This window comes from Streptomyces sp. NPDC001351 (assembly GCF_042896045.1).
Taxonomy (GTDB): domain Bacteria; phylum Actinomycetota; class Actinomycetes; order Streptomycetales; family Streptomycetaceae; genus Streptomyces.
The window spans coordinates 759549-785829 of the sequence record NZ_JBIAWS010000002.1 but is presented as its reverse complement, the minus strand read 5'-3'; the positions used below and the strand labels follow the sequence as shown (position 1 = coordinate 785829).

The window sequence follows — 26281 nt, the reverse complement described above, 5'->3', positions numbered from 1 at the left end:
CGGTCGCTCCACCGCGACCGCCCGGCGCTCATCCGCGGGCCCCCGGGCGGCTGGAGACGACCTCGGCGGGTATGGACGGCCGCGGTCGCTCCACCGCGACCGCCCGGGGCTCATCCGCGGGCTCCCGGGCGGCTGGAGACGGCCGCAGTGGGTGCGGGCAGACGCGGTTGCTCCTCCGCGGTGACCGCGGGATGCCAGCCGCACCGGCCGAGCGCCTGCACCAGGGCCGCGACCATGCGGGGGTCGAACTGCGCGCCCGCGCACCGCTCCAGCTCCTCCAGGGCGACCGGGACGGGCCGGGCGCGCCGGTAGCAGCGCGTGGACGTCATCGCGTCGAAGGCGTCCGCGACGGCCACCACCCGTGCGGACTCGGGGATCTGGCTTCCGCGCAGTCCGTACGGGTAGCCGCTGCCGTCCAGGCGTTCGTGGTGGTGGAGCACGGCGGCCCGGGCCTCGCCCAGAAAACCGATTCCGCGCACCATTTCGTGGCCGTACTCGGGATGCAGCTCGATCACCCGGCGTTCCTCGGGAGTCAGCGGCCCGTCCTTCCTCAACAGCCGTGTGGGGACGCCGAGTTTGCCCACGTCGTGCAGGATCCCGGCGAACCGGAGCACCTCGACGCGCTCGTCGTCCATGCCGAGTTCCCGGGCGATCATCATGGAGGCCTGGCCGACCCGTTCGCTGTGGCCGCGGGTGTACTCGTCCTTGATGTCGACGGCCTGCACCAGCGCCCGGATCGTCGCCTGGTGGGCGGCGCGCTCCCGGTGGTACTGCGTGAACACCCACCAGGACACGCACATCGGCAGCAGCACCAGCAGCGCGGCGACGGGCCCGTAGGGGCTGCGCCACAGGACGGCCATCATCAGCCCGGCGAGCCCGTGCACGACCACCGGCGCGAGGGACCGTACGAACAGCCCGCGCCAGGCCCGCCGTACCGGCACCCGCTCGGCCAGCGCGCGGATCCCGCCGTCGAGGGCGGTCAGCACCAGGCAGAAGGCCAGGACCGCGGCGCCCGCGGGCACGAGCGCGTAGGGGAAGTCGGAGGCGACGACCGCGTCCCGCCCGCCCAGCGACCAGTGCACCCGGCCCGCGGCCCACACACCGAGGACCAGCTGGGCGGCGCGCCAGCTCCGCCGCAGCCGGCGCGGCCGCTGGTCGACCCGGGACAGCAGCGCCCCCGGCAGCGCCACCAGGGCGGCGGCCGGGGGCGGCAGCAGAAAGGCACCGGCGAGCAGTACCGGATAGAACGTTCCGGCAAAGCGCCATCGGGCGGCGGCCTGCTCACAGCCGGCGTACAGCAGGGCGAGGAGGGCGACCGCCCGCCAGGAGGTGTGAACGGCGAGCAGCGGAAGCAGACAGAGCAGCGCGCCGAGGACCGTACAGGCGACGTACGCGCGTGCCCGTGCCGGAACCGCCTCCATCACGCCCCTCCCGGCCGAAACTGCTCCGGGTGAGGAGACTAGGGCGAGCCGGGGGGCGGCCGCGGGCTTATGAACCGCGGATTAGCACGTTCGAGTGACGACAACCCGTACCCGGCATTCCGGACGAAGGTCCGGGGGAGTTCAGGACTCCTGCGGGGTCACGGTGATGTCGTGCTCGGGGACGGCCTGTCCGGTACGGATCAGGTCGAGCCGCCCGAGCACCTTCGCACGCAGGTCGGTCGGTACGTCGTCATGCCCGCAGCACCGCTTGACCAGCTTCTTCACGGCCTGCTCCAGGCCGTACTTCTCCAGGCACGGCGAGCACTCCTGGAAGTGCTGCTTGAACTTGTCGCGATCGACGTCCGGCATCTCACTGTCGAGGAACTCGTAGAGATGGTCGAGGACCTCACTGCAGTCCGTCTCGTGCGGCTCTCCGCAGCTCATGAGCCCGAGCCTTTCGCTTCGTCCGACTCTCCGGCGCCGGCCGGGACCAGTCCGCGCTCGCGCGCGTAGTCCTCGAGCATGCCGCGCAGTTGACGGCGGCCCCGGTGCAGCCGGGACATCACCGTACCGATGGGTGTCCCCATGATGTCCGCGATCTCCTTGTACGCAAAGCCCTCGACATCGGCGAGGTACACGGCGATGCGGAATTCCTCGGGGATCGCCTGGAGTGCTTCCTTCACGTCCGAGTCGGGCAGGTGGTCGAGCGCCTGCGACTCCGCGGAGCGCAGACCGGTCGACATGTGCGACTCGGCACGGGCGAGCTGCCAGTCCTCGATCTCCTCGGCCGCGGAGCGCTGGGGTTCGCGCTGCTTCTTGCGGTACGAGTTGATGAAGGTGTTGGTGAGGATCCGGTACAGCCACGCCTTGAGATTGGTGCCTTCGCGGAACTGGTGGAAGGACGCGTACGCCTTCGCGTACGTCTCCTGCACCAGGTCCTCGGCGTCGGCCGGGTTGCGCGTCATACGCAGCGCGGCCGAGTACATCTGGTCGAGGAATTCGAGCGCGTCCCGCTCGAAGCGCGCGCTGCGCTGAGCGGTCGACTCCGCGCTGATGCCCTGGCCCTCGGGCAGCTCCGCCTGGCCGTTGTCGGTCCCTGCGTCGATCCCAGTGACCGGACCCACCTCCTCAAGATTCCGGGCAGCACCGAAACCGGTGTCGCCAGAATCGGAGGATAGACGACGACCCGTCCCCGCCGCCCCTCGAATAGGGGTGGTCTTGGCCGCAGTCAGCACCGTCCAGTCCAGGTCAGTGCGGCTGCTGCGGCTCGGGCATACGGTCGAACCCATGCGGCGGACTTCCTCTCCTACGACGATCGGTGCTGGTCTCCAGCACTTCTGTCCGCCTCAACAGTGACCACCCGCGCGGCATTCCCCGCCGTCACCCGAGTGACGCGGTCCACTGGGTGACGGCGTCCGTGATGATCTCCAGCGCCTGCTCCTGCGTGATCTCCGCGCGCTTGGGCACGGCGAACCCGTGATCGCCGTGGTCCACCTCGACCAGCTCGTACGTCCCCTTCGGAAACTCCTCGGGCTTTCCGAAGGGGTCGTTCCCGCCCTGCACGACGAGGGTGGGCACCCCGGACCCGAGCAGCTCCCCGGCGCGGGACTTCTCGGGCCTGCCCGGCGGATGCAGCGGGAAGCTGAGGGCGAGGACGGCATGGGCGCCGAGCTCTGCGGCCGTACGACAGGCGACCCGGGCGCCCGCGCTGCGTCCGCCCGAGATCACCGGCAGTCCGGGCCCGGCGAGCGCGGGCCAGATTCCGCGCCAGCCGAGGTCGAGCGTCTTCGGGGCGGGTGCCAGCTTCTTGCCTGCCACCCGCCAGGGCTGCTCGACGAGGGCGACGGTCACTCCGTGTCCGGGCAGGACCTGGGCGAGGGCCTGGAGGTCCCGCGCCTCGATGCCGCCGCCGGCACCGTGACTGACGGCGAGGACGAGCCGCGGCTGCGCCGCGTGCCGCCAGGTGATGCGGGCCGTACCGGCACCGGTCTCGACACCCTGTGTCACTTCGGTCAGATCTGTCACATCAGAAAAGTGTGCCCTCTTCGGGGCCCTCGAGTTCCTTCAGCAGCTCCGGTCCGTTGTTGCGGACGTTGCTGACGGCGGTGGAGACGGGATAGGCGCGCATCAGCCCGGCGGGCGGCGGCTCCAGGAGCGACCGCAGGTCCTCGGGGGCGGTGCGCGAGGGGTCGAGCCAGGCGTCCCAGCGGTCCGGGGTGAGCATCAGCGGCATCCGGGGGTGGATGTCGGCGAGCGCGTGCGGGCCCTCGGCCGGGGCGACGGCGAGCGGTGTCGTCTCCGCCTCGGTCGTGATCACGGAGCAGGTCACCCACCAGGCCTGCGGGTGGTCGTCCGGCAGCGTCTTGTCCCGCCAGAACTCGTACAGCCCGGCCATCGCGAAGACCGACCCGTCGGCGGGCAGCACGAAGTACGGCTGCTTGCGGGGCCGCTTCTTCTTCCCCTCGACCTCCAGGTCCCGCTCCTCCTTGGCGGTGACCCACTCGTAGTAGCCGTCGGCGGGGATGATGCAGCGGCGGGAGGTGAAGGCCCGCTTGTACGACGGCTTCTCGTGGACGGTCTCCGCACGGGCGTTGATCATCCGCGCCCCGCCCTCCGGGGTCTTCGACCAGGACGGCACCAGGCCCCACTTCAGCTTGCGCAGCTGCCGAACCGGCCGCGGGTCCTCCACGTCCTTAAGAGGGCGGTCCAGGACGGCGTAGACCTCCTTGGTGGGGGCCACGTTGTAGTCGGGCGCGAGGGTCTCCTCGGGTTCCCACTTCTCGATCTCAAAGATTCCTGCGAGATCCTCGGGCCTACGACTCGCTGCATACCGTCCGCACATACGTGCCACACTGCCAGGCCCACCCGTCGCCCGACCACCACCCCTCAACGATTGCGCTACGCGCAAGCCCCGATTGACCTCCACCCGAGGGAGCCACCGCCGAACATGCACCCCACCGCATCCGCCTCGCTGGCCTCCCTCTGGGACCAGGTCTCCGGCAGCCAGCCCGACCCCGACCTCTGGGTGGTGATCGCGACCCTGGTCGCCGCGCTGGCCGTGGTCGTCCCGCACAACGTCTGGCGCATCTCGCGCAACGCCATCACCATCGCCCACGAGGGCGGCCACGGCCTGATCGCCCTGCTGACCGGCCGCCAGCTGACGGGCATACGGCTGCACTCCGACACCAGCGGCCTCACGGTCAGCCGCGGCAAGCCGCACGGCCTCGGCATGATCCTCACCGCGGCCGCGGGCTACACGTCTCCCCCACTCCTCGGCCTCGGCGGTGCGGCCCTGCTCGCCGTCGGTCACATCACCCTGCTGCTGTGGCTGGCAACGGCCCTGCTGGTCGCCATGCTGGTGATGATCCGCAACGCGTACGGCGCCCTGACGGTGGTCCTGACCGGCGGCACGTTCCTCCTGGTGTCCTGGCTGGCGGGACCGCAGGTGCAGGCCGCGTTCGCGTATGCGGTGGTGTGGTTCCTGTTGGTGGGGGGCGTACGCCCGGCGTTCGAGCTGCAGGCGAAGCGGAGTCGTGGGGGTGCGGGGGACTCGGACGCGGACCAGTTGTCGCGCTTGACGCATGTGCCGGCGGGCTTGTGGCTGTTCCTGTTCCACGCGGTGTCGCTGTGTTCACTGATAGGTGGCGGCCGCTGGCTGCTAGAGGTGTGACCAGCTGCTTTTAAGGGGCGGGGCGGTGACATTTGCGGCTCCGCCGCGGGGCGCGATCAGCCCCCACGGCGCCGCACCCGAAGAACCCCCTGCTTATAAAGTGGCCCCATGGCCACAAACCCCGCACACACCGCCCTCTGGCCCGCCCCCCTCGCGAGCGGAGCCGTCGACGCGACGGTCCACGTACCGGGGTCCAAGTCGGTCACCAACCGCGCCCTCGTCCTCGCGGCCCTCGCCAGCGAACCCGGCTGGCTGCGCCGCCCCCTGCGCTCGCGCGACACCCTGCTCATGGCGGCAGCGCTCCGCGCGATGGGCGTGGACATCGAGGAGGGCGTCGGCCCCGACGGCACCGGCGAGACCTGGCGGGTGCTCCCCACGGGCCTGCACGGCCCGGCAACGGTCGACGTCGGCAACGCCGGCACCGTGATGCGCTTCCTGCCCCCGGTGGCCGCGCTCGCCGACGGCCCCATCCGCTTCGACGGCGACCCGAGGTCGTACGAGCGTCCCCTGAACGGCGTGATCGACGCCCTGCGCGTGCTCGGCGCCCGTATCGACGACGACGGCCGCGGCGCGCTGCCGCTGACGGTGCACGGCGGGGGCGCCCTGGACGGCGGCCCGGTGGAGATCGACGCCTCCTCGTCCTCCCAGTTCGTGAGTGCCCTGCTGCTCTCCGGCCCGCGCTTCAACCAGGGCGTCGAGGTCCGTCACGTCGGCAGCTCACTGCCCTCCCTGCCGCACATCCGTATGACCGTCGACATGCTGCGTGCGGTCGGCGCCCAGGTGGACACCCCGGAGTCGGGCGGCGAGCCCAATGTGTGGCGGGTGACGCCGGGCGCGCTGCTCGGCCGGGACCTGACCATCGAGCCGGACCTGTCCAACGCGCAGCCGTTCCTGGCGGCCGCCCTGGTGACCGGCGGCAAGGTCGTGATCCCCGACTGGCCGTCCCGCACCACACAACCGGGCGACAAGCTGCGGGAGATCTTCACCGACATGGGCGGTTCCTGCGAACTGACCGAGTACGGGCTCGAGTTCACCGGTTCGGGCGCGATCCACGGCATCGACGTGGACCTGAGCGAGGTCGGTGAGCTGACCCCGGGCATCGCCGCGGTCGCGGCCCTCGCGGACTCCCCCTCCACCCTCCGGGGCGTGGCCCATCTGCGGCTGCACGAGACGGACCGGCTGGCCGCGCTCACCAAGGAGATCAACGAGCTCGGCGGTGACGTCACCGAGACCGCCGACGGCCTGCACATCCGCCCGCGGGGGCTGCACGGCGGCATCTTCCACACGTACGAGGACCACCGCATGGCGACGGCCGGAGCGATCATCGGCCTCGCGGTCGAGGGCGTGGAGATCGAGAACGTGGCGACGACGGCGAAGACCCTGCCGGACTTCCCCGACATGTGGGCCGGGATGCTCGGGGCGTAGGGACTTTCGCCATGCGCCGCTACGGCAAGCACACCGACGAGGACGACATCCGCAGCCGCCCGAACCGCAAGGGCAACCGGCCGCGCACCAACATCCGGCCCAAGCACGAGGACGCCGCCGAGGGCATGGTCCTCACCGTCGACCGCGGCCGGCTGACCTGCCTGGTCGACGACCGGATCGTGCTGGCGATGAAGGCCCGCGAACTCGGCCGCAAGGCGGCGATCGTCGGCGACCGGGTGGCCCTCGTCGGCGACCTGTCCGGCAAGAAGGACACCCTCGCGCGCATCGTCCGCATCGAGGAGCGCACCTCGGTCCTGCGCCGCACCGCCGATGACGACGACCCGTACGAGCGCGTGGTCGTCGCCAACGCCGACCAGCTCGCCATCGTCACCGCCCTGGCCGACCCGGAACCCCGTCCGCGCCTGATCGACCGCTGCCTGGTCGCGGCGTACGACGGCGGCCTGGAACCCCTCCTGGTCATGACGAAGTCGGACCTCGCCCCGCCCGACAAGCTCCTCGAGCTCTACGGCGACCTGGACATCCCCTATGTCGTCACCAGCCGCGAGGAGCTGGAGAGCGGCGACGCGGCGGCCCGGGTGCGCGAGCAACTCGACGGCAGGGTCACGGCGTTCGTCGGCCACTCGGGCGTCGGCAAGACGACCCTGGTCAACGCGCTGGTGCCGGAGGACCGGCGGCGGCTGACGGGCCATGTGAACGCGGTGACCGGCCGCGGCCGCCACACGACCACCTCGGCGCTGGCGCTTCCGCTCAGCGGGGACGACGGCTGGGTCATCGACACCCCGGGCGTGCGGTCCTTCGGCCTCGCCCACATCGACCCGTCCCGCGTCATCCATGCCTTCCCCGACCTGGAACCGGGCACGGAGGGCTGCCCGCGCGCGTGCAGTCACGACGAGCCGGACTGCGCGCTGGACGCGTGGGTGGCCGAGGGGCACGCGGACCCGGCCCGGCTGTATTCGCTGCGCCGGCTGCTGTCCACGCGGGAGCGCAAGGAGGGCGACTGACCTCCTTGTTGTTTGTGGGGCCGCCGGCCCGGTAAGTGCATAATCGCACCGAGCCGGACATACGGGAGGACAGCACATGGCGTGGCTGCTGGTAGTGGTGGCCGGGTTGCTCGAGACGGGTTTCGCCGTGTGCCTCAAGCTCTCCCACGGTTTCACCCGCCTGTGGCCGACGATCGCGTTCTGCGTCTTCGCCCTGGGCAGCTTCGGCCTTCTCACCCTCTCCCTGAGGAAGCTGGACGTCGGCCCCGCCTACGCGGTGTGGACCGGCATCGGCGCGGCGGGCACCGCGATCTACGGCATGGTCTTCCTCGGCGACCTGGTGTCGACGCTGAAGCTCGTCTCGATCAGCCTGGTCATCGTGGGCGTGATCGGCCTTCAGCTCTCGGGCTCCGCGCACTAGACGACTGCCGGTCTCCCGCCCCCGACTCCCCGACCGGCCCGAGCACTTCGCCGCGCTCCGGCGTGAGGTCGACTCCCCGTGCGGCCGCTCGTCCGCCGAAGTCGACGTCGAGACCGGTCACTTCGAGCAACGGATGAGGAGCGCGGCCCCGGCCGGAAGCCGTACGAAGGCCGGTCGGCTGAAGTGACCCCTCACACCGCCTGCCGGGGCAGGGCCGTGCGCACCAGGTCGGCCACCCCGCCCTCTCCCGGCGGCGCCGCCACGCAGGACAGGGCCAGCCGCACCACCAGCTCGCAGGAGCGCGCCAGATCCGCCGTGTCCGACTTGACCGCCCCCGGCTTCGACAGCATCGCCACGGCGCGGTCCCGGACGATCGCCACGAAGTCGCCGGGCGACGGCAGCGGGCCGTCCGCCCGCCGCTGCGCCGGCACCGCCGAGGAGGACGGCACCGCGGACAGCGTCGGCGAGGGCAGCCGTTCACTCCAGCAGCCGGTCAGCATGGCCCGTACGAGTGCGTTCTCGCGCGCCGTCGTCGCGGTCCATTCGGCGGTCGCGGTGAGCCGGTCGCGGAGGTCGCTGTGCGTGGCGAGCGCACGTTCGACCCCGGCGAGATAGCCGTCCGCCTCCCTTCTCACGAGTGCCCTGGCGAGCCCCTCCTTGCTGCCGAACTCGTTGTAGAGGGTCTGCCGGGACACTCCGGCGGCCGAAGCGACGTCCACCATCCGTACGGCGGACCACGGTCGGCGCGCCAGCGCCGTGTACGCGGCGTCCAGTAGGGATTCCCGCGCTGCAGGCATCATCGCCTCCCTGGGGCGAGCGGCTCTGCGCCCAGATTTGACGCGCACAAGGGCACTGTCAAGGGTTCGCGAGCGCACGCGGGGGCGCCCCTCGGCCGCCGTGTGCCGCCCCCGAAGCCGGCAATGTGCCGCCAAACCGTGAGCATGGCCTGGTGGCCCCACCGCGACCTCGCCGGATAGCGTTCGTTCCATGCCGGACTACCTCGACGATCTCCGTTTCGCCCACGTCCTCGCGGACGCCGCCGACGCGGCAACGATGTCCCGCTTCAAGGCGCTCGACCTCAAGGTCGAGACGAAACCGGACATGACCCCGGTGAGTGAGGCGGACAAGGCGGCGGAGGAACTCATCCGCGGCCAGCTCCAGCGCGCCCGCCCCCGCGACGCGGTCCTCGGCGAGGAGTACGGCCTGGAGGGCACGGGCCCCCGCCGCTGGGTGGTCGACCCGATCGACGGCACCAAGAACTACGTACGCGGTGTCCCGGTGTGGGCCACCCTGATCTCCCTGATGGAGGCGGGCGAGACCGGCTTCCAGCCCGTGGTCGGCGTCGTCTCCGCCCCCGCTCTGGGCCGCCGCTGGTGGGCCGCGAAGGGCCACGGCGCCTTCACCGGCCGCAGCCTCTCCTCCGCCTCGCGTCTGCAGGTCTCCCGCGTCGCGAAGCTGGCGGACGCCTCGTTCGCGTACTCCTCCCTGTCCGGCTGGGAGGACCAGGGCCGGCTGGGCGGCTTCCTGGACCTGACCCGCGAGGTGTGGCGCACGCGCGCGTACGGCGACTTCTGGCCCTACATGATGGTCGCCGAGGGCTCGGTCGACATCTGCGCCGAGCCGGAGCTCTCCCTCTGGGACATGGCCGCCAACACGATCATCGTCACCGAGGCCGGCGGCACCTTCACGGGCCTGGACGGCCGCCCGGGCCCCCACAGCGGCAACGCGGCCGCCTCGAACGGCCTGCTGCACGACGAGTTGCTGGGTTATCTCAACGAGCGCTACTGAGGAGCACCCGCAAAAGCACAGATGAGCGCGTGCGCCCTCAATTGGCCGCACGCGCCCTCTTGTTGACTCTCGCTTTACCTGCGACTCTGAAAGTCCCCCCACTTGTGAACTTGTGAATCGCCGAACTAAGTGGGACTCCTTTGGAGGTGGCTGAAGTCCATGCTCGTCCGCGACGCCATGAGCACGGTGGTTCTGACCATCGGCCCCGCCCACACCCTCCGCCAGGCCGCAGCCCTGATGTCCGCCCGCCGTGTCGGCGCGGCCCTGGTCCTCGACCCCGACGCCGGCGGTATCGGCATCCTCACCGAACGCGACATCCTCAACTCCGTCGGCCTCGGCCAGAGCCCCGACATCGAGCGCGCCCACGACCACACCACCAACGACGTCGTCTTCGCCGCCCCGTCCTGGACGCTGGAGGAGGCGGCCCGCGCCATGGCTCACGGCGGCTTCCGCCATCTCATCGTCCTCGACCGGGGCGAGCCCGTCGGCATCGTCTCCGTGCGTGACATCATCCGCTGCTGGGCACCGGCACGGCAGCACGTGCCCGCCTGACCTTGCGGGGGACCGGAACATCACATTGGACAAAGTCCAAATCCAGCAGCGATCCAAACTCACACCTGTTCGGAAAATGGTCCCCCGGCTGTTAGGCTGGATTTCATGAGCAACCTTCTGGAACGGCTGCGCGGACGCGGATGGCGGATGACCGCGCAGCGGCGCGTCGTGGCCGAGGTTCTCGACGGCGAGCATGTGCATCTGACCGCCGACGAGGTCCACTCCCGGGCCGTCGCCAAGCTGCCCGAGATCTCCCGCGCGACCGTGTACAACACGCTCGGCGAACTGGTCTCCCTCGGCGAGGTGCTCGAGGTCTCCACCGACAAGCGCGCCAAGCGGTACGACCCGAACGCGCACCGGCCGCACCACCACCTGGTCTGCGCCCAGTGCGGAGCGATCCGCGACGTCCACCCGAGCGGCAACCCGCTCGCCGACCTCCCCGACACGGAGCGCTTCGGCTTCACGGTCTCGGACGTCGAGGTCACGTACCGCGGCATCTGCCCGAACTGCGCGGCGGCGTAACACCCTCTGGGAAAACCAAGGGCAGGAAGACCCAAGGGCAGGAAAACACCGAGGGCCGGAATCCATGGGATTCCGGCCCTCGGCCTTCAGTAGCGGGGACAGGATTTGAACCTGCGACCTCTGGGTTATGAGCCCAGCGAGCTACCGAGCTGCTCCACCCCGCGTCGATGAACGCAACGTTACGTCAGCGACGACGACAAAGGCAAATCACTTGTCCAACCCTGCGTAGCTGCGGGCAGTCGTGCCGCTGGGGCGGCACCCGTCCCACAGAGGGCGGCACCCCGCAATCGCGGGCAAGCAAACCGCGGTGACAGCACCCCCAGCGCGGGGGCCGCTATGCCGACAGTTCCTCCAGCAACGCGTCCCGCAACCGCGCCGCCCGCTCCGACACCTCCGCCGGCCCCAGGGACACCGCCCGGTCCGCCCACCGCTGCCCCTCCGCCAGCTCACCCCGACGCGCGTAGACCAGGGCCAGCCGCAGCGCCGCCCGCCCGTGCCCCGCGTCGGCCGCCCGGGTCCACCACACGGCCGCCTCCGGCTCGCTCCCCTCGCGGGCCAGCAGCAGCCCGAGGTTGAAGGCGCCGTTGCGGGACCCGGCCTCGGCGGCCGCGCGGTACCAGCGTGCCGCGTCCACCACGTCGCCGCGGGCGGCGGCCATCATCCCGACCCGCACCTGCGCCCGCCGGTGCCCCTGGGAGGCCGCGCGCTCGTACCACTCCTCGCACTCGGTCTTCTCGTGCACGGACTCCCCGAGCTCATGCGCGGGCGCAGGCGGCCGCCGGGCGTCCAGGACGGTCGCCAGCCGGTACGCGGCCTCCGCGCTGCCGCCTCCGGCCGCGCAGCGCAGGTGCCGCTCCGCCGCCCGCTCGTCCCCGTCCCGCAGCCGCGCCATGCCGACCTGCAGCGCCGCCTCGGTGTGCCCGGCGGCCGCAGCACGCTCGTACCAGAGCAGCGCGACGTCGTCCTCGGCCCGCCCGGCGTGGAGGATCCCCAGGTTGAACGCGGCGTCCACGCTCCCGGCCTCCGCGGCCTTGGAGAACCACGGCTCGGCGCCGGCCGTGTCACCGCCCTGCAGCAGCAGGATCGCCAGGGCGTTCGCCGCCTCGCGGTGTCCGGCGTACGCGGCCCGGCGGTACCACTGCTCGGCCTGTGCGGTGCGCCCCTGTTCGGCGCAGAGCAGCCCGAGGTTGTAGGCGCCGTTGTCGTCGCCGGCGTCCATAGCGGCGCGGTACCAGCGCTCGGCGGTCTGTGTCTCGCCGCGTTCGGCGTGCAGGGCTCCGAGTGCGTTGGCGGCGTTGCCGTCCCCGTCCTGCGCGGCCCTCAGCCACCACACGGCGGCGCTCTCGGTGTCGCCGGCGTCGCGCAGCAGGAACCCGAGTGCGCAGGCGGCGCGCGCCTCGCCGTCCTTGGCGGACGTCAGATACCAGCGACCGGCCTCCTTGAGCTCACCGCGCTTCTCCAGGATCGCGCCGAGGTGCAGCGCGGCCCGCCGGTGTCCGCGCGCGGCGGCCTGCCGGTAGAACTGCTCGGCCTGAGCGAGCAGTTCGACACCGTTGTCAGCCCCGTCCTCGCCCTGGCGTACCGCCTTGCGGTCGAGCGCGCGCGCCAGGCGGTACGCCGCCTCCCGGTGCCCGCGCTCCGCCGCGGCCCGCATCCAGTCCTCGGCACCGGGGTCCCCGCGGTGCTCCAGCAGATCGGCGAGCGCGTACGCGCCCAGGGCGTGCCCCTGTTCGGCGGACTGCCGCAGCCAGTACTCGGCGGCGGGCTCGTCCCCGCGCTCACGGTGATGGCGCCCCAGCGCATGCGCGGCCGCCGCGGACCCGGCGACGGCGGCGATCCGCCACCAGCCGGCGGCGTCGTCGGCGTATCCGCGCTGGTGAAGAAGGACTCCCAGGTTGTTGGCGGCGGCGCGGTCGCCCGCGGCGGTGGCAGCACGCAGATGGGGCTCGGCTCCGTCGAGATCACCACGGCGCAGCAGCATGGCCCCGAGGACACTCATCGCCTCGACGTCGCCGGCCTCGGCGGCGAGCCGCTGACGAACTTCCTCGACGGCCTCCTCAGCCACCTCCCCGGCTTCGCCCGGTTCGGAAGGCTGCACAAATCGCCCTGTCTCGAACAGAGTTGCCTTGTCCCCCATAACGTCCATCGTCGCACCACCTGCAACCCGGGTACACCTGGTATACCGCAGCCAGTGAGGTCACTTCAGCGTTTTGTCGACATGCCCACAGAGAGACAAGTCAAACACAGTTCCCCCAACTCCCGGAGGCGGCATGACGATCCCCCTGACCGGCACATGCGTTCGCACATCACGAAGGCCCGGATCCTTGAGGATCCGGGCCTTCGACTGCAGTAGCGGGGACAGGATTTGAACCTGCGACCTCTGGGTTATGAGCCCAGCGAGCTACCGAGCTGCTCCACCCCGCGTCGTTGTGTGGCAACCGTACCACGACGCGGGGTGGACATGATCAGCCGCTGCCGGAGCTGCCGCTCGGGCTGGGAGTGCTGCTCGGGCCGGGGCTGCTACTGCTCTTGTTGCCGCCACCACTCGCCTTGCCGGCCTTGGACTGCGCGTCCTCGGCCCGCTTGAGGGCGTCCTGGAGGTCCTTCTGCGCCTGGCCGTAGGCCTGCCAGTCGCCCTTCTTCAGGGCTTCCTGGCCGGCGTCGAAGGCCTTCTGGGCGTCGTTCAGCGCCTGTTGGACCGTGGGGTTGCTCGACGTCGGCGGTGGGTTCGTCCCCGTGTCCGACGGCGGCGCGGTCGAACTCTCCGCCCCGAAGACCTTGTTCAGGGCCTGGTCCAGGGTGTCCTCGAAGGCGGTGTTGCCTCCGTAGGTCACCAAGACCTTGCGCAGCAAGGGGTACTTGAGTCCACCACCGCGTACGTAGACCGGCTCCACGTAAAGCAGTCCTCCGTCGAGCGGCACCGTCAGCAGGTTGCCGTACTCGATGTCGGAGTCGCCGCCCTTGAGGAGTCTGATCGCCGCGGCGATGTTCTGTTCGGAGTTGAACTTGCTCTGTACCTGTTTGGGCCCGTCGACGGTCGTGCTCGTCGGCAGTTTCAGGATTCTGATCTTGCCGTAGTCACTCGTGCTCGCATCGGCGTCGACCGCCATGAACGCGCTGAGGTTGTCGCGTCCGTTCGGCGTGAAGGTCGTGGTCAGCGAGAACGCCTGCGAGGTCTGACCGGGCATCTTCATGCTCAGGTAGTACGGCGGCACCGCGTTGCCCGACTTGTTGGTCGGGTCGTTCGGTACCTGCCACACCTCGCTGCCGGTGAGGAAGGTCTGCGCGTCCGTCACGTGGTAGCGGCTGAGCAGCTCGCGCTGGACCTTGAACAGGTCCTGCGGGTAGCGGAAGTGGGCCTGCAGCTCGGGCGTGATCTCCGTCCTCGGCTTCACCGTGCCCGGGAACGCCTTCATCCACGTCTTCAGGACGGGGTCCGCGGTGTCCCACTGGTAGAGCTTGACCTCGCCGGTGTACGCGTCGACGGTCGCCTTCACCGAGTTGCGGATGTAGTTGACCTGGTTCTGCTGGGCGACCACCGCGCGGTTGGTGTTGGTCGCGGTCAGCGAGTCCGCGGTGGTGTCACCGAGGGTCGTCCGGGAGGCGTACGGGTACCCGTTCGTCGTCGTGTAGGCGTCGACGATCCACTGGATACGGCCGTCCACGACCGCCGGATAGGCGTCGCCGTCGATGGTCAGCCAGGGCGCCACCGCCTCGACGCGCTCCTTGGGCGTGCGGTTGTAGAGGATCCGCGAACCCTTGCCGATCGCGCCCGAGTAGAGGATCTGCGGCTCGTTGAACGCCACCGCGTAGGCGGCCCGGTTGACCGGGTTGTCGAGGTTGACCCCGCTCTTGCCCTTGTAGCTGGTGGTCTTCTCGCCGCTGTCGTCGGAGTAGTCGATCTCCTGCTGGGGACCGCCGACGATCGAGTACGTGGTGGTCTTCTCGCCGTAGTAGATCTGCTGCTTGTACTTCCCGAGGTCACCCGTGGACGGCAGGTCGGACTCGGTGAAGACGGGCTGGCCGTCCTGGACCTCGGTGCCCTTGGCGGCGACCACACCGTAGCCGTGGGTGTAGCGGAAGTGGTCGTTGATCCAGTTGTTCTTCGGAATGCCGTTGAGGTTCAGCTCACGCAGACCGATGACGGTGTCCTGCTCCTTGCCGTCCTTGCTGTAGCGGTCGACGTCCAGATTGTTCGGGAACGCGTAGTAGTTCCTGATCTGTTGGAGCTGCTGGAAGGTGGGCGAGACGATGTTCGGGTCCAGGATGCGGATGCTCGCCGCGTCGTCGACACCGTCGCGCAGCTTCGTCTTGTCCTTGGTGGTGCTCGTCCCCGAGTAGTCGGTCACCTTGGTGTCGTCGATGCCGTACGCCTGACGTGTCGCCTTCAGGTTCTTCTGGACGTACGGCGCTTCCTTGGCCTGCTCGTTGGGCTGGACCTGGAACTTCTGGACGATCGCGGGGTAGAGCCCGCCGATGAGGATCGCCGAGAGCACCATCAGGCCGAAACCGATCACGGGCAGCTGCCAGGTGCGGCGCCACAGGGTGGCGAAGAACAGCAGCGCGCAGATGACGGCGATGCAGAACAGGATGGTCTTCGCCGGCAGATAGGCGTTCGCGTCGACGTACCTGAGGCCCGTCCAGTTGTCCGTCGCCTTGAAGTCGCTGGACTTGACCGCGAGGCCGTACCGGTCGAGCCAGTACGCGACGGCCTTCAGCGCGACGAAGATGCCGAGCAGCACCGAGAGATGACCGGTCGCGGCGGCGGTGGCGCGCGCGCCCGGGGAGGTGACCCTCAGCCCGCCGTACAGGTAGTGGGTGAGCGCGGCGGCGATCAGGGAGAGGATCGCGGCGGCGAAGCCGAAGCCGAGCAGGAAGCGGTACCAGGGCAGGTCGAAGGCGTAGAAGGAGACGTCGAGGTGGAACTGCGGGTCCTTCTGGTGGAAGGGCACGCCGTTGACCCACATCAGCCAGGTGCGCCACTGGCTGGACGCCGAGGCGCCGGCGATCAGACCGACCAGGGCGGTGATCCCGAGCAACAGCCAGGTCTTGTACGGGGCGATGCCCATCCGGTAGCGGTCCAGGCTCTGCTGCTCCATGGACATGGCGCTCAGCGGCGGCCGCAGCCGGTGCGCCAGCCAGATGTTGAAGCCGACCGCGAGGGCCATCAGCAGACCGAAGACGAAGAACAGTCCGATCTTGGTCCACAGGGTGGTGGTGAAGACGGACGAGTACTTCACGGAGCGGTACCAGAGCCAGTCCGTCCAGAAGCCCGCGAACATGGTGAACGCCATGCCGAGGACGGCAAGGACGCCCAGTGTCATCAGCAGGGTCCGGACTCGCCGGGACGGGCGGCCCACTCTGATCCGTGGCCCCGTCGGGCCTCCGCCGCGGTCCGGCATCTGGAAAGCCAAGGTGCGCACCTCGAAGTCGCTGTCGGTTCGTCAGGCCCCCGCGTGTTCGTGAGCCCCTCCGTGGCCCCCCGTGATCGCGGGCCCACACCTATGCAACTTACTCACCGTTTACTCGGTTCCCGATTCCGGCCATGAACGAGGCAGGATTGTGACCATGTCCAACACTCCCATGGCAGCGAGCCCGCTCACCCGGGCCGTACTCGAGATCGACGAGTACGCCTCCGGCCTCGGCTGGGACCAGCCCGCCCGCCTCTTCGCCCTCGTAGACACCGCTCGGCTGCGGTCCCAGGAGCCCGCTCTCGCGGCGCAGCTGGGCCTTGCGGACGAGCCCGACACCACCGGGCTCACTCCGGTCGAGCAGGACGAGATCCCGGCCGGCAAGCCGCTGGACGAGTTCCTCGCGACGATCGCCTGGCCCGACGCGGTGGCCGGCTGCGCGCTCACGGTGGAGCGGCTGATGCTGCCGCCGTCCGCCGAGTCCCAGGTCCCCGACGGGCTGGACGAGGCGGGGCTGGCGAAGTGGGTGGCCGGGCACCCGGACCGTCAGGAGGTCCGGATGACGGTGGCGGTGCTGCGCGACGGTGCCCGTGACTCGGCGCTGCGGCTGCGCGAGAAGGACACCCCGACGGAGGTCCTCACGGGCTCCGACCTGGTGCCGGGCCTGGCGCAGGCCCTGGCCGCGACCTTCGAGGAGTAGGCCGCCGTAGCCTTTCGCGCTACTTGGTCGTGCACTTCGGCAGGTCGGCGGTCTTTCCGGTGCGGATGTCCTTCAGCGCGCCGAGGGCGTCCTCGATGGTGTTCACCTTGACCAGGGTGAGTCCGCTCGGGGTGTCCTTGGCGGCGGCCGCGCAGTTCTCGGCGGGTGTGAGGAAGTACTGGGCGCCCTTGTCGCGTGCGCCGACCGTCTTCATCTCGATGCCGCCGATCGGGCCGACCTTGCCGTTGTCGTCGATCGTCCCGGTGCCGGCCACGAACTTGCCGCCGGTCAGGTCACCCGGGGTGAGCTTGTCGTAGATGCCGAGCGCGAACATCAGACCCGCGCTCGGACCGCCGACGTCGGCGAGCTTGATGTCGATGGAGAACGGGAAGGTGTGATCGGTCCCCGCGGAGATCCCGACGATGGCGCGCTTCTTGCCGCTGTCGTCGGAGGTGGTGGTCGTGATCGTGATGTCCCGGGTCGTGGTCGCCGTCGTGTTCTTCTTCTCGGCGGCGGCCTGCTCCTTGGCGGGCACGATCGTGAAGTCGACCTTCTGGCCGGGCTGGTGCTTGGTCACGAGCTTGGCGACGTCGGCGGGCTGCTTCACGGCCGTACCGTCCACGGCCTTGATCACGTCCCCGGCGTGCAGCCGGCCCTGCGCCGGAGAGCCCTTGACCACGGTCGAGACGATCACCCAGCTCTTCACCGGGATGCCGAGTTCCTTCAGGGCGGCGACCTTGGCGCTCTCCTGGGACTGGCTGAACTCCTCGGCGTTCTCCTGGGTGGACTGCTGTTCGGTCTTGCCGTCCGGGTAGAGCGTGTCGTGCGGCACGACCTTGCTGTCGTGGGCCAGCCAGCCGTAGACGGCCTCGACGAGGTTCATCTTGTAGTCGGCGCTGGTGACCCGCACGGTGGTCATGTTCAGGTGGCCGTCGGCCGCGTAGGTCTTGCGTCCGGAGATCTGCAGCACCGGCTCGCCCTCGTGGTTCCCGAGCGTGTTGACCGTGGGTCCCGGGGACATCTCCGAGTACGGCACGGGAATGAAGACTCCCGCGCACAGGAGCGCGATCAGCATCAGGGTGGAGGCGAGCATCGTCGCGGTGCGGCGTGGCATGCCAAGACAGTACGGGAAGGTCCTGTCAGCGCACCGTCAGGCCCACGTTCTGTCATGTCACGTACGGGAGGGTGGCTTCTCCATGGCCTCACGGAAGCGGGCATACCCGTCGAGCTCGGGCCCGTCACCACGGACCTTGCGGGTCCGGTTGGCCCAGCTGCCCCACAGACCGGCTCCGATCGCTGCCAGGAACGGAATCAACAACCACAGGAGCGCCCCCATGCCGACCTCCCGACCCCAGTGAGCGACCGCAAGAACTGACTGATCAGCAGATTAACCAGTCACACTGAGAACGCTGACGCCAGGGGTGCGGTTACGCAACCCGGGCGTGGCGCAGGGGGCTCAGCAGGCCCCCACCCACCCTCCCGTCGCCCGACCACCACCCCTCACCGACGGCGCTACGCGCCGACCCATTCGTCCGTACCGTCGGAGAACGTCTGGTGCTTCCAGATCGGCACTTCATGCTTGAGATCGTCGATCAGCTTCCGGCAGGCCTCGAAGGCCTCGCCCCGGTGCGGACACGAAACGGCGACGACCACGGCAAGATCCCCGACGGCCAGGTCACCGATGCGGTGAACGGCGGCCAGGGCCCGCACCGGGTATCCGGCCACGACCTTCTCGGCGATCCGCCGCATCTCGGCCTCGGCGCTGGGGTGGCACGAGTAGCCGAGCCGGTCGACATCGGCTCCCCCGTCGTGGTTCCGCACGGTCCCCACGAACAGCGCGGTCCCGCCCGCGGCGTCGTCCCCCACGGCCTGGAAGACCTCGTCCAGGGAGAGCGCGGTCTCACGGACGGCGATCAGCTTGATGGGGTCCTGCGCGGCCTGCTCGCCGGGGTGGTCGTTGGTGGGTGCCATGACTCCATCGTGCCGCACGCCGCTGACAACCCGGAACAGACGTTTCACCCGGCACGCGCGTGTGCGGTCTTGGAGTCTCCTACAAGGTTCGCTCTCAGATCCGCTACAAGGCCCGCTGTCAGATCCGGCGCCGGGCCTTGCGGGCCCTGCGCACCACGGCCGCCGCGCCCAGCAGCGCCACCGTCGCACCCGCGGCCCCGGCCGCCGTCGCGTCCTTGCGGCCCAGCCGGCGGCCGGCGACGGTGTGCCTGCCGGAGACCTCCTCCAGGAGCTCGGCGAGCACTTCCTCGTTGGTCCACTGCGGCCGCCAGCCCGCGTCGTGCAGCCGGCTTCCGCTGACCACCCAGGGGTACATCGTGTACGCCAGGTCCCCGGCCGGGGACGGTGTCAGGCCGATCCGGTGTAGCCGGGCCGCCGCACCCAGGGCGACGGCCGACGGCAGTTCCATCCGCCGGATCCCGCTGAGTTCCTCGACCTCCTCCTGTTCCAGCCATCCGTCGCAGCCCACCGTGAGTTCGCCTTCGACCTTCTCCAGGACGGCGTACTCCAGGGCGCTGCACAGGTCCTCGACGTGGCAGAACTGCCAGGCGGGCCGCGACCCGGCGACGACGAGCAGCCGGGGCGACTCGAAGTACCTGGTCAGCGCGGTGTCGGTGCCTCCTACGAGCACCGCGGGCCGTACGACGGTGACATTGAGCCCCGGATGCGCGCGCGGCGCGCGCCGGGCGAGCCGCTCGATCTCCAGGAGGTCCCCGACGCCGGTGGCCTCGGCCGTGGCCCGCAGCTCCGCGTCCTCGGACAGCGGCAGCTCGTTGTCCGGCAGCGCCCCGTACACCATGGCGGACGTGCACAACACGACCCGGTGGACACCGGCCGCGGCGGCCGCGGTCAGCACGGTCTGCGTCCCTCGTACGTTGTAGGCCGTACGGGCGGCGGGATCGGTCTCCAGATCCAGGTCGAGCGCCAGGTGCACCACCACGTCGGCGCCCCGCAGCTTGTCCGCGATGGCCGGATCCCGTACGTCCAGGATGTGCCACTGCGCCCCCGCGCACTCGCCTCGCCGCTCGTCGATCGCGATGACCTGCTTGATCTCGTCCGAGGCGACGAGCCGTTCGGTGAGCAGCGCGCCGATGCCGGACGCGGCGCCGGTGACCGCGACGACGGGACCGCGCGTGGCGGAATTGGTTGACTCGTTTCGCGCTGCGCGAACCTGCGGATCTGGGGAACTCACCGGGCGTCTCCAGCGGTTGTCTTCAGTACGAACGCGAGTGACGCGTCCGTACCAGGTGGCATCCATCCTGCCGCAGGCCAAGAGTCGGCGAAGCACCGAGGCCCGAACCGCCCATGGTGTCTACGCTGGGTGGTGTTATCGGGCAGCCGTGCCGTCGGAGGAAACCCGGCGGCCTTACCAGCCGAGGAATCCCGTGAGTGACACCCCATTCGGATTCGGCCTTCCGCCGGAGGAGCCGGAAGACGGCGACGAGGGCAAGAAGAAGGACCAGCAGAGCGGTGGTGGTCAGGGCCCGGCCAACCCGTTCGGTTTCGGCGGGCTGCCGGGGGCCGGCGGCTTCGGCGGCCCCGGTGCGGACAATCCGCTCGCTGCCATGTTCGGTTCGCTGAACCCCACCGACCTGGGCGCCGCCTTCCAGCAGCTGGGCCAGATGCTCTCGTACGAGGGCGGCCCGGTGAACTGGGAGATGGCCAAGCAGATCGCCCGCCAGACGGTCTCCCAGGGCACCCCTGACGGCACCAAGGACGCGAGTGTCGGCGCCGCCGAGCGCACCGCGGTCGAGGAGGCCGTCCGCCTGGCCGACCTGTGGCTGGACGACGCGACGTCGCTGCCGTCCGGCGCCGGCTCCGCGGTGGCGTGGTCGCGCGCGGAGTGGGTCGAGGCGACCCTGCCCGCGTGGCAGGAGCTCGTCGACCCGGTCGCCGAGCGGGTCGGCGCGGCGATGGGCGATGTCCTGCCGGAGGAGATGCAGGCCATGGCGGGCCCGCTGATCGGCATGATGCGCTCCATGGGCGGCGCGATGTTCGGCACGCAGATCGGGCAGGCCGTCGGGGTCCTCGCGGGCGAGGTCGTCGGTTCCACCGACATCGGCCTGCCGCTCGGCCCGGCCGGCAAGGCAGCGCTGCTGCCGGTGAACGTCGAGGCGTTCGGCAAGGACCTGGGCGTGCCGAAGGAGGAGGTGCGGCTGTATCTCGCCCTGCGCGAGGCCGCCCACCAGCGCCTGTTCGCGCACGTGCCGTGGCTGCGCTCGCACCTGTTCGGCGCGGTCGACGGGTATGCGCGCGGGATCAAGGTCGACACGGCCAAGCTGGAGGACGTGGTCGGCCAGTTCGACCCGCAGAACCCGGAGCAGTTGCAGGACGCCCTCCAGCAGGGCATGTTCCAGCCGGAGGACACCCCGGAGCAGAAGGCGGCCCTGGCCCGTCTGGAGACGGCCCTGGCGCTCGTCGAGGGCTGGGTCGACGCGGTCGTCCACGCGGCCGCGAAGCCTCGTCTGTCCTCCGCGGACGCGCTCCGCGAGACCCTGCGCCGCCGCCGTGCGACGGGCGGGCCCGCGGAGCAGACGTTCGCCACGCTGATCGGCCTGGAGCTGCGCCCGCGCCGCCTGCGCGACGCCTCCCGCCTGTGGGCCTCGCTCACGGACGCGCGCGGGGTGGACGGCCGGGACGCCCTGTGGTCGCACCCGGACATGCTTCCGACGGCCTCCGACCTGGACGATCCGGACGGCTTCGTGCACCGCGAGCAGCTGGACTTCTCCGAGCTGGACAAGATGCTCGGCGAGGCGGCGGGCGGCGGCTCGACGGAGAAGCCGAACCTGAGGAAGGACGACGCTTCCCAGGACGACGACAAGGACGACGACACCGAGTGAGCCTGTACGACGACGCGGTCCTCGTCCTGAAGGGGTACGAGGACCAGGAAGAGCTGCGCCAGGCGTATCTGGACCACTTGGCTGCCCATCCGGACGGCATGTGGAAGGCCTGTCACGCCGGCCACGTCACGGCGAGCGCCCTGGTGGTCGACCCGTCGCGCGGGCGCGTGCTGCTGACCCTCCACAGAAAGCTCGAGATGTGGCTGCAGATGGGCGGCCACTGCGAGCCGGAGGACACCTCCCTCCAGGCGGCGGCCCTGCGCGAGGCCACCGAGGAGTCGGGCATCGCCGGTCTGACGCTGCTGCCGGGCGGCCCGGTGCGCCTGGACCGGCACCCGATCCCGGCGCCCTGCCACTGTCATTTCGACGTGCAGTACGCGGTCGTGGCCCCGCCCGGAGCGGTCCAGGAGATCAGCGACGAGTCCCTCGACCTGCGCTGGTTCGCCTACGACGAGGTGGCGGACGTGGCCGACGAGTCGGTCGTACGGCTGCTGGCAGCGACGCGCGCCAGACTGTGAGCCTCGGCAACGCGTAAGGGACGCCCGCGGTGGCGGGCGCCCCTTACGTTTGCTTGCCGGACCCTCAGCTCCAGACGTTGCCCTGGTTCTGCGCCCGCGCCCCGTGCTGCCCCATGCCGAACTGCGCGGCGAGGCCCGAGCCGATCTGGGCGTTCTGCGGCGGCAGCAGCTCGCTCGGCTGGACGAGCGCGTAACCGCTGCCCATGAAGCTGAGCTCCCAGCCCTCACCGGTGTTGCCGCGACGCCGCCACACCCCCGAGGAGTGCGTCTGGGCCTGCATCTGGACGCGCAGCCCGGTCGACCAGGCGACGATCGCGTCGGCGTCGCAGTTGACGTACTTGTCGGGCGTGACCTGCATCATCAGCGGCGCACCCGAGGTCATCAGGGCGACCTTGCCGCGGCCGGTGATGTTGAGCTGGTACTTCCCCGAGCCGGAGATGCCGTAGAGGCTGTCGACGGCGATGACCTCGTGGTGCAGCGAGGAGTCCATCGCGAGGACGTAGCTGCTGTCGACGGTCAGGCCGTCCTGCTCCACGTCCACCACATGGATGTGCTGGGCGAGGTTGGCGAAGTAGACCGTGCCCTGCCCGTGGCAGCGCATCAGGCTGAGGCCCTCGCCGGTGTAGGCACGCGCGCGTGCCTGGTTGTTGCTCTGGTACTCGGCGTCGAACTCGACGAGCCCCTGGTAGGCGACCATGGTGCCCTTGCGGGCCAGGATGTCGTCGTGGCCCTCCAGGGTGACGCGCAGCATCTGCTTGTTCTGCAGGCTGTAGCGCTCCTGGGACTGCGAGTCGTTGAAGGCGAAAAGCGGACTCTGCATGGTGTCTCTGGCTCCCCCTCAGCCCCGGAACCGCAGGCGGTCGGTGCTGTCCTCGCTGGGCTGGACGACGACGATGCCCTGACCGGAGAAGGCCATCTGGTAGGCCTCGCCGCTGCCACGGCCGATCAGCGACTGCGCCTTGAAGCTGCGCTTGCCCTTCACCTTGAGGTTCGGGGACCAGGCGACGAGCGCGTCAGGGTCGACGTACGTCTCGTCCTCACCGCCGCCGCAGTCGACGACGATCGGCTTGCCCCGGGAGGTCAGCGCGACCCAGCCCTGCCCGGAGATCTTGGTGTTCCACAGGCCCTGTCCGGCGAACTTCGCCAGCCCCTTGACCCGCTCGACTCCCCAGCTGAGGTGCGCGTCGAAGGCGAGCAGGTTGGTGGCGTTGACGGAGATCCCGTCGCCGTTGAGGTTGATGACGACGACGTTCGCCCCGTAGTCGGCGAGGTAGAGCAGTCCGTCGCCGGAGCACTTCATCAGGGGCGCGCCCTCGCCGGTGATCCAGTCACGGGCGATCTGTCGCACGGCCGGCGGATTGGGCTCGTACTGGATGAAGCCCTCGTAGGCGATCATCGAGCCCACGCGCGCGAGGATGTCGTTCCCGGTCTGCATGGCGACCTTCAGCATGTGGTCGCCGTGGGTCTCCATACGGGCGGTGACGGGTGCGGGGGCGTAGCCCGCGAGTGGCTGGTTCATGACGGGCTCCCTCAGACCTCGTACGGCTGGACGACGATGAAGTTGCCGGGCGCGCCCCGGAACTGCAGGTTGACGCTCTCGCCGGTGTCGCCCGGGTAGGCGTTGCGGCGCATGCGGACCTGGCTGGACACGATCACCTGGGAGGCGGCCGACCAGGCCACCACGGCGTTGGCGTCGGCGAACGTGGTCGGCGTGACCGGCAGCACCACGGGCGTGCCGTGCGTCTTGACGACGATCGTGCCGGTGCCCTGGAACTGCATCGTGAACAGCGCGCCCCCGGGGATGCCGTGTCCCTCGATACGGCGGACCTCGTACTGGAGGCCCTCGTCGAAGGCGAGGACGCTCTCGGCGGAGACGCAGATCGCGTCGCCCTGGAGCTCGACGGGGTGCAGATAGGTGGCGTTCTCGGCGAGGAACACCTGGCCCTGCCCGGTGCAGCGCATCAGCTGCATCTCCTGGCCGGTCGCGTTGCCCACGATCCGGCCCGCGAAGCCGGCGCCCTTGTAGCCGAAGTCGACCTTGCCCTGGTAGAGCACCATGCTGCCCTGCCGTGCCAGCACGGGCTGGCCGCCGATGCCGAGGTCGACACGGATCAGCTTGCTGTTCTGCTGCGTCCAGCGCTGCCCGGTGGGTGTCTCCTTGAACATCTGAAGTGCCGCGCTCACCCCGGCGCCGCCCTGGGGGGCGCCTTGCGGCGCGCCGTAGGGCGCCTGCTGTCCAGGGGCCTGCCCGAACGGGGGCTGCTGGCCGTAGCCGGGCGGTGGGCCCGGGGCGTGCGGGGCCTGAGGGGCCGGGGGCTGGGCGTAGCCGGGCGGCGGCGGTGCGCTCTGGCCGTACGGCTGCTGGGGCGGCTGGCCGTAGGGCGCGGGCGCCGGGGCCGGCGGGTGCACCTGACCGCCGCCGGGCGGGGACATGGGCGCGACGATGGTGGGCGCGGCGTGCACATTCGGCGCGGGTGCGGGCGCCGGCGGAGGAATCGGTGCCGGGGGCGGCGCGAAGCCCTGCGGGGCCGGGGCGGGTGCCGGGGCCGGGGCGGGTGCGGGGACCGGGGCGGGTGCCGGGGCGGCCGGGGCGCCGAACGCGGGCGGGGCGAAACCGGGAGCGGCTGCGGTCTGGGGCTGCTGCGGAGCAGGCGCCGCAGGTGCCTCCTCCTCCATCACCTCGCCGCCGAAGTTCTTCAGCAGCGCCTCGAGGCCGCCGTCGAAGCCCTGTCCGACGGCCGCGAACCGCCACACGTCCTTGAGGTAGAAGTCGCCCAGCATGACGGCCCGTTCGGTGGAGAACTCCGAGCCGTTGAAGGCGTACCGGGCCACCTCCTCGCCGCCCGCGACGATACGGAGGTACCCGGGGGCGATCTGCGACATCTGCCCGGCGCCGTCGATCGTCGCCGTGAACGACAGCTTCTGGATCTGCGCCGGGATCCGGTCGAGCGTGACCCGGAAGGACTCCGTGTCACCCGCCTGGGCACCCAGCAGCTGAATGGACTCCTCGGGGGACTTCGGCTGGTTGAAGAAGACGAAGTAGCGGTCGTCCGAAAGCCGTTCGTCGGCGTCAAGACCGAAGCAGCTGATGTCGAAGGTCAGTCCGGGGCCGCTGATCTGCACGCCTACGTACAGATCGGTGCCCGCGGTGAGGTCACTGATCCTGGCCTTGTGGCCGCGTTGGAATTCCCTGGCCATGCGTAACGACCGTCCCCCATCCCGAATGCGAGTGCGTCGCGCCAGGTTAACGGCTAACTCGGACACCGGCTGAAGTCGGTACAGACCCGGTACACAACCACCGCCCCACAGCGGCCGTCACTCCCCGCGAGCCCCCGGCAGATGCGGCAACCGTTCGGCGGCGACCACTCCTTCGAGGTAACCCCGGGCCCGCTCCGTGCGCGGATACGCCTCGAGGAGCCGCCAGAAGCGGGGCCCGTGCCCCGGCACCAGCAGATGCGCCAGCTCGTGGAGGAGGACATAGTCGACGACGTACTCGGGCATGCCCTGCAGCCGGTGCGACAGACGGATACTGCCCTCCGCGGGGGTGCATGAGCCCCAGCGCGTGTTCTGATTGGTGACCCAGCGCACCGAGGTGGGCCGCGCGCGTCCGTCGAAGTACTGGACCGACAGCCGCTCGGCGCGCTCGGCCAGCTCCTCGTCACCGAGGACCCGTTTGCTCTCCTGGGCGGCCAGCTTGTCGAGCATCACGGTCACCCAGCGCTGCTCCTCCGCCTCGGACATCCGGGCAGGGATGAGCACGACGGTGCGATCGCCCTCGCGGTACGCGGAGACCGTCCTTCGTCGACGGGAGCTCCTGCGGACCTCGATCGCGCTCGCCCCCGAGCCGCTCGGCGGCTGGCTCGTCGTGCTGCGCTGTGGCATTCCGGCGCGGTGCAGTGGGTCGGCGGGCACGCCCCGACGTTACCCGCTGGGCACGGGGGAAGTCCCGGCTCCTGGACGGTTCCGTCTCGATCCGCCACCAAGCGTTTGATTTGTACGACA

General features: G+C 70.4%; 26 protein-coding genes and 2 tRNA genes. 10 read left to right on the top strand and 18 right to left on the bottom strand.

The features are described from left to right. Nucleotides 1–110: 110 nt before the first annotated feature. The 5 genes from ACFY1U_RS09250 to ACFY1U_RS09230 all read right to left on the bottom strand — a co-directional run bounded on the left by ACFY1U_RS09250 (nt 111) and on the right by ACFY1U_RS09230 (nt 4263). Nucleotides 111–1421 (bottom strand): HD-GYP domain-containing protein, encoded by a 1311-nt coding sequence (locus tag ACFY1U_RS09250; protein ID WP_390693467.1) that lies wholly within the window; start codon nt 1419–1421, stop codon nt 111–113. Between the two features lie 141 nt (nt 1422–1562). Beyond that, a complete protein-coding gene (gene rsrA, locus ACFY1U_RS09245; protein ID WP_390693466.1) occupies nt 1563–1865 on the bottom strand; it encodes a mycothiol system anti-sigma-R factor in 303 nt (100 codons plus the stop codon). Next, nucleotides 1862–2545 carry an RNA polymerase sigma factor SigR gene (gene sigR, locus ACFY1U_RS09240; protein WP_344405380.1) on the bottom strand — a complete coding sequence of 228 codons (684 nt, stop codon included), beginning with the start codon at nt 2543–2545 and terminating at the stop codon, nt 1862–1864. Before sigR ends, rsrA begins: the two co-directional genes overlap by 4 nt. Nucleotides 2546–2801: 256 nt before the next feature. Continuing rightward, nucleotides 2802–3428: an alpha/beta family hydrolase gene (locus ACFY1U_RS09235; RefSeq protein ID WP_390693686.1), complete on the bottom strand. Its 627-nt coding sequence runs from the start codon at nt 3426–3428 to the stop codon at nt 2802–2804. Between the two features lie 19 nt (nt 3429–3447). Then, nucleotides 3448–4263, bottom strand: coding sequence for an SOS response-associated peptidase (locus tag ACFY1U_RS09230; RefSeq protein WP_390693465.1), 816 nt, complete (start codon nt 4261–4263; stop codon nt 3448–3450). A gap of 105 nt (nt 4264–4368) precedes the next feature. Here ACFY1U_RS09230 and ACFY1U_RS09225 point away from each other — a divergent pair, with 105 nt between their 5' ends. The 4 genes from ACFY1U_RS09225 to ACFY1U_RS09210 all read left to right on the top strand — a co-directional run bounded on the left by ACFY1U_RS09225 (nt 4369) and on the right by ACFY1U_RS09210 (nt 7938). Continuing rightward, on the top strand, nt 4369–5091 hold the full coding sequence (locus ACFY1U_RS09225; RefSeq protein WP_390693464.1) for a M50 family metallopeptidase: 723 nt from the start codon (nt 4369–4371) through the stop codon (nt 5089–5091). A 108-nt stretch (nt 5092–5199) separates the two neighbouring features. Further along, nucleotides 5200–6516: a 3-phosphoshikimate 1-carboxyvinyltransferase gene (aroA, locus tag ACFY1U_RS09220; protein ID WP_390693463.1), complete on the top strand. Its 1317-nt coding sequence runs from the start codon at nt 5200–5202 to the stop codon at nt 6514–6516. Between the two features lie 11 nt (nt 6517–6527). After that, nucleotides 6528–7538: a ribosome small subunit-dependent GTPase A gene (gene rsgA / locus ACFY1U_RS09215; protein WP_390693462.1), complete on the top strand. Its 1011-nt coding sequence runs from the start codon at nt 6528–6530 to the stop codon at nt 7536–7538. 76 nt (nt 7539–7614) lie between these two features. Continuing rightward, a complete protein-coding gene (locus tag ACFY1U_RS09210; RefSeq protein WP_390693461.1) occupies nt 7615–7938 on the top strand; it encodes a DMT family transporter in 324 nt (107 codons plus the stop codon). Between the two features lie 191 nt (nt 7939–8129). Here the strand turns inward: ACFY1U_RS09210 and ACFY1U_RS09205 are convergent, their stop codons facing one another. After that, the gene (locus ACFY1U_RS09205) at nt 8130–8738 is read right to left on the bottom strand and encodes a TetR/AcrR family transcriptional regulator (protein WP_390693460.1); all 609 of its coding nucleotides are present in this window, start codon (nt 8736–8738) and stop codon (nt 8130–8132) included. A 187-nt stretch (nt 8739–8925) separates the two neighbouring features. On the opposite strand from ACFY1U_RS09205, the gene hisN reads away from it, so the two are divergent. From hisN to ACFY1U_RS09190, 3 genes are all read left to right on the top strand, one after another. Further along, on the top strand, nt 8926–9726 hold the full coding sequence (gene hisN, locus ACFY1U_RS09200) for a histidinol-phosphatase (RefSeq protein WP_390693459.1): 801 nt from the start codon (nt 8926–8928) through the stop codon (nt 9724–9726). 159 nt (nt 9727–9885) lie between these two features. Further along, a complete protein-coding gene (locus ACFY1U_RS09195) occupies nt 9886–10278 on the top strand; it encodes a cyclic nucleotide-binding/CBS domain-containing protein (protein ID WP_390693458.1) in 393 nt (130 codons plus the stop codon). Between the two features lie 105 nt (nt 10279–10383). Continuing rightward, nucleotides 10384–10800 carry a Fur family transcriptional regulator gene (locus tag ACFY1U_RS09190; RefSeq protein WP_390693457.1) on the top strand — a complete coding sequence of 139 codons (417 nt, stop codon included), beginning with the start codon at nt 10384–10386 and terminating at the stop codon, nt 10798–10800. 90 nt (nt 10801–10890) lie between these two features. Here the strand turns inward: ACFY1U_RS09190 and ACFY1U_RS09185 are convergent. The 4 genes from ACFY1U_RS09185 to ACFY1U_RS09170 form a co-directional block, all read right to left on the bottom strand. After that, nucleotides 10891–10964: transfer RNA gene (locus ACFY1U_RS09185), tRNA-Met, on the bottom strand. 170 nt (nt 10965–11134) lie between these two features. Beyond that, complete coding sequence (locus tag ACFY1U_RS09180) at nt 11135–12946, bottom strand: sel1 repeat family protein (RefSeq protein WP_390693456.1); 1812 nt, start codon at nt 12944–12946, stop codon at nt 11135–11137. A gap of 204 nt (nt 12947–13150) precedes the next feature. Then, a tRNA-Met gene (locus ACFY1U_RS09175) sits at nt 13151–13224 on the bottom strand. A gap of 41 nt (nt 13225–13265) precedes the next feature. After that, on the bottom strand, nt 13266–16202 hold the full coding sequence (locus ACFY1U_RS09170; RefSeq protein ID WP_390693685.1) for a UPF0182 family protein: 2937 nt from the start codon (nt 16200–16202) through the stop codon (nt 13266–13268). Nucleotides 16203–16368: 166 nt separating this feature from the next. Here ACFY1U_RS09170 and ACFY1U_RS09165 point away from each other — a divergent pair, with 166 nt between their 5' ends. Further along, complete coding sequence (locus ACFY1U_RS09165; RefSeq protein ID WP_390693455.1) at nt 16369–16911, top strand: PPA1309 family protein; 543 nt, start codon at nt 16369–16371, stop codon at nt 16909–16911. Nucleotides 16912–16930: 19 nt separating this feature from the next. Here the strand turns inward: ACFY1U_RS09165 and ACFY1U_RS09160 are convergent, their stop codons facing one another. The 4 genes from ACFY1U_RS09160 to ACFY1U_RS09145 all read right to left on the bottom strand — a co-directional run bounded on the left by ACFY1U_RS09160 (nt 16931) and on the right by ACFY1U_RS09145 (nt 20113). Then, on the bottom strand, nt 16931–18025 hold the full coding sequence (locus ACFY1U_RS09160) for a PDZ domain-containing protein (protein WP_390693454.1): 1095 nt from the start codon (nt 18023–18025) through the stop codon (nt 16931–16933). A 57-nt stretch (nt 18026–18082) separates the two neighbouring features. Then, nucleotides 18083–18247 (bottom strand): hypothetical protein, encoded by a 165-nt coding sequence (locus ACFY1U_RS09155; protein ID WP_390693453.1) that lies wholly within the window; start codon nt 18245–18247, stop codon nt 18083–18085. Nucleotides 18248–18423: 176 nt separating this feature from the next. Continuing rightward, nucleotides 18424–18882: a molybdenum cofactor biosynthesis protein MoaE gene (locus ACFY1U_RS09150; RefSeq protein ID WP_390693452.1), complete on the bottom strand. Its 459-nt coding sequence runs from the start codon at nt 18880–18882 to the stop codon at nt 18424–18426. A 118-nt stretch (nt 18883–19000) separates the two neighbouring features. Beyond that, entirely contained in the window at nt 19001–20113 is a 1113-nt protein-coding gene (locus ACFY1U_RS09145) for an SDR family oxidoreductase (RefSeq protein WP_390693451.1), read from the bottom strand. Nucleotides 20114–20306: 193 nt separating this feature from the next. On the opposite strand from ACFY1U_RS09145, the gene ACFY1U_RS09140 reads away from it, so the two are divergent. Together ACFY1U_RS09140 and ACFY1U_RS09135 are read left to right on the top strand one after the other, a co-directional pair. Next, on the top strand, nt 20307–21761 hold the full coding sequence (locus ACFY1U_RS09140; RefSeq protein ID WP_390693450.1) for a zinc-dependent metalloprotease: 1455 nt from the start codon (nt 20307–20309) through the stop codon (nt 21759–21761). Further along, nucleotides 21758–22279 (top strand): NUDIX hydrolase, encoded by a 522-nt coding sequence (locus ACFY1U_RS09135; RefSeq protein WP_390693449.1) that lies wholly within the window; start codon nt 21758–21760, stop codon nt 22277–22279. Before ACFY1U_RS09140 ends, ACFY1U_RS09135 begins: the two co-directional genes overlap by 4 nt. Nucleotides 22280–22343: 64 nt before the next feature. On the opposite strand, the gene ACFY1U_RS09130 is transcribed toward ACFY1U_RS09135, so the two are convergent. From ACFY1U_RS09130 to ACFY1U_RS09115, 4 genes are all read right to left on the bottom strand, one after another. Then, on the bottom strand, nt 22344–23099 hold the full coding sequence (locus ACFY1U_RS09130; protein ID WP_390693448.1) for an AIM24 family protein: 756 nt from the start codon (nt 23097–23099) through the stop codon (nt 22344–22346). Nucleotides 23100–23117: 18 nt separating this feature from the next. After that, nucleotides 23118–23798, bottom strand: a complete 681-nt coding sequence (locus ACFY1U_RS09125; protein WP_390693447.1) for an AIM24 family protein — start codon at nt 23796–23798, stop codon at nt 23118–23120. Between the two features lie 11 nt (nt 23799–23809). Beyond that, the gene (locus ACFY1U_RS09120) at nt 23810–25477 is read right to left on the bottom strand and encodes a TerD family protein (RefSeq protein ID WP_390693446.1); all 1668 of its coding nucleotides are present in this window, start codon (nt 25475–25477) and stop codon (nt 23810–23812) included. A gap of 117 nt (nt 25478–25594) precedes the next feature. Then, nucleotides 25595–26191, bottom strand: a complete 597-nt coding sequence (locus ACFY1U_RS09115; protein ID WP_390693445.1) for a M48 family metallopeptidase — start codon at nt 26189–26191, stop codon at nt 25595–25597. Nucleotides 26192–26281: the final 90 nt, after the last annotated feature.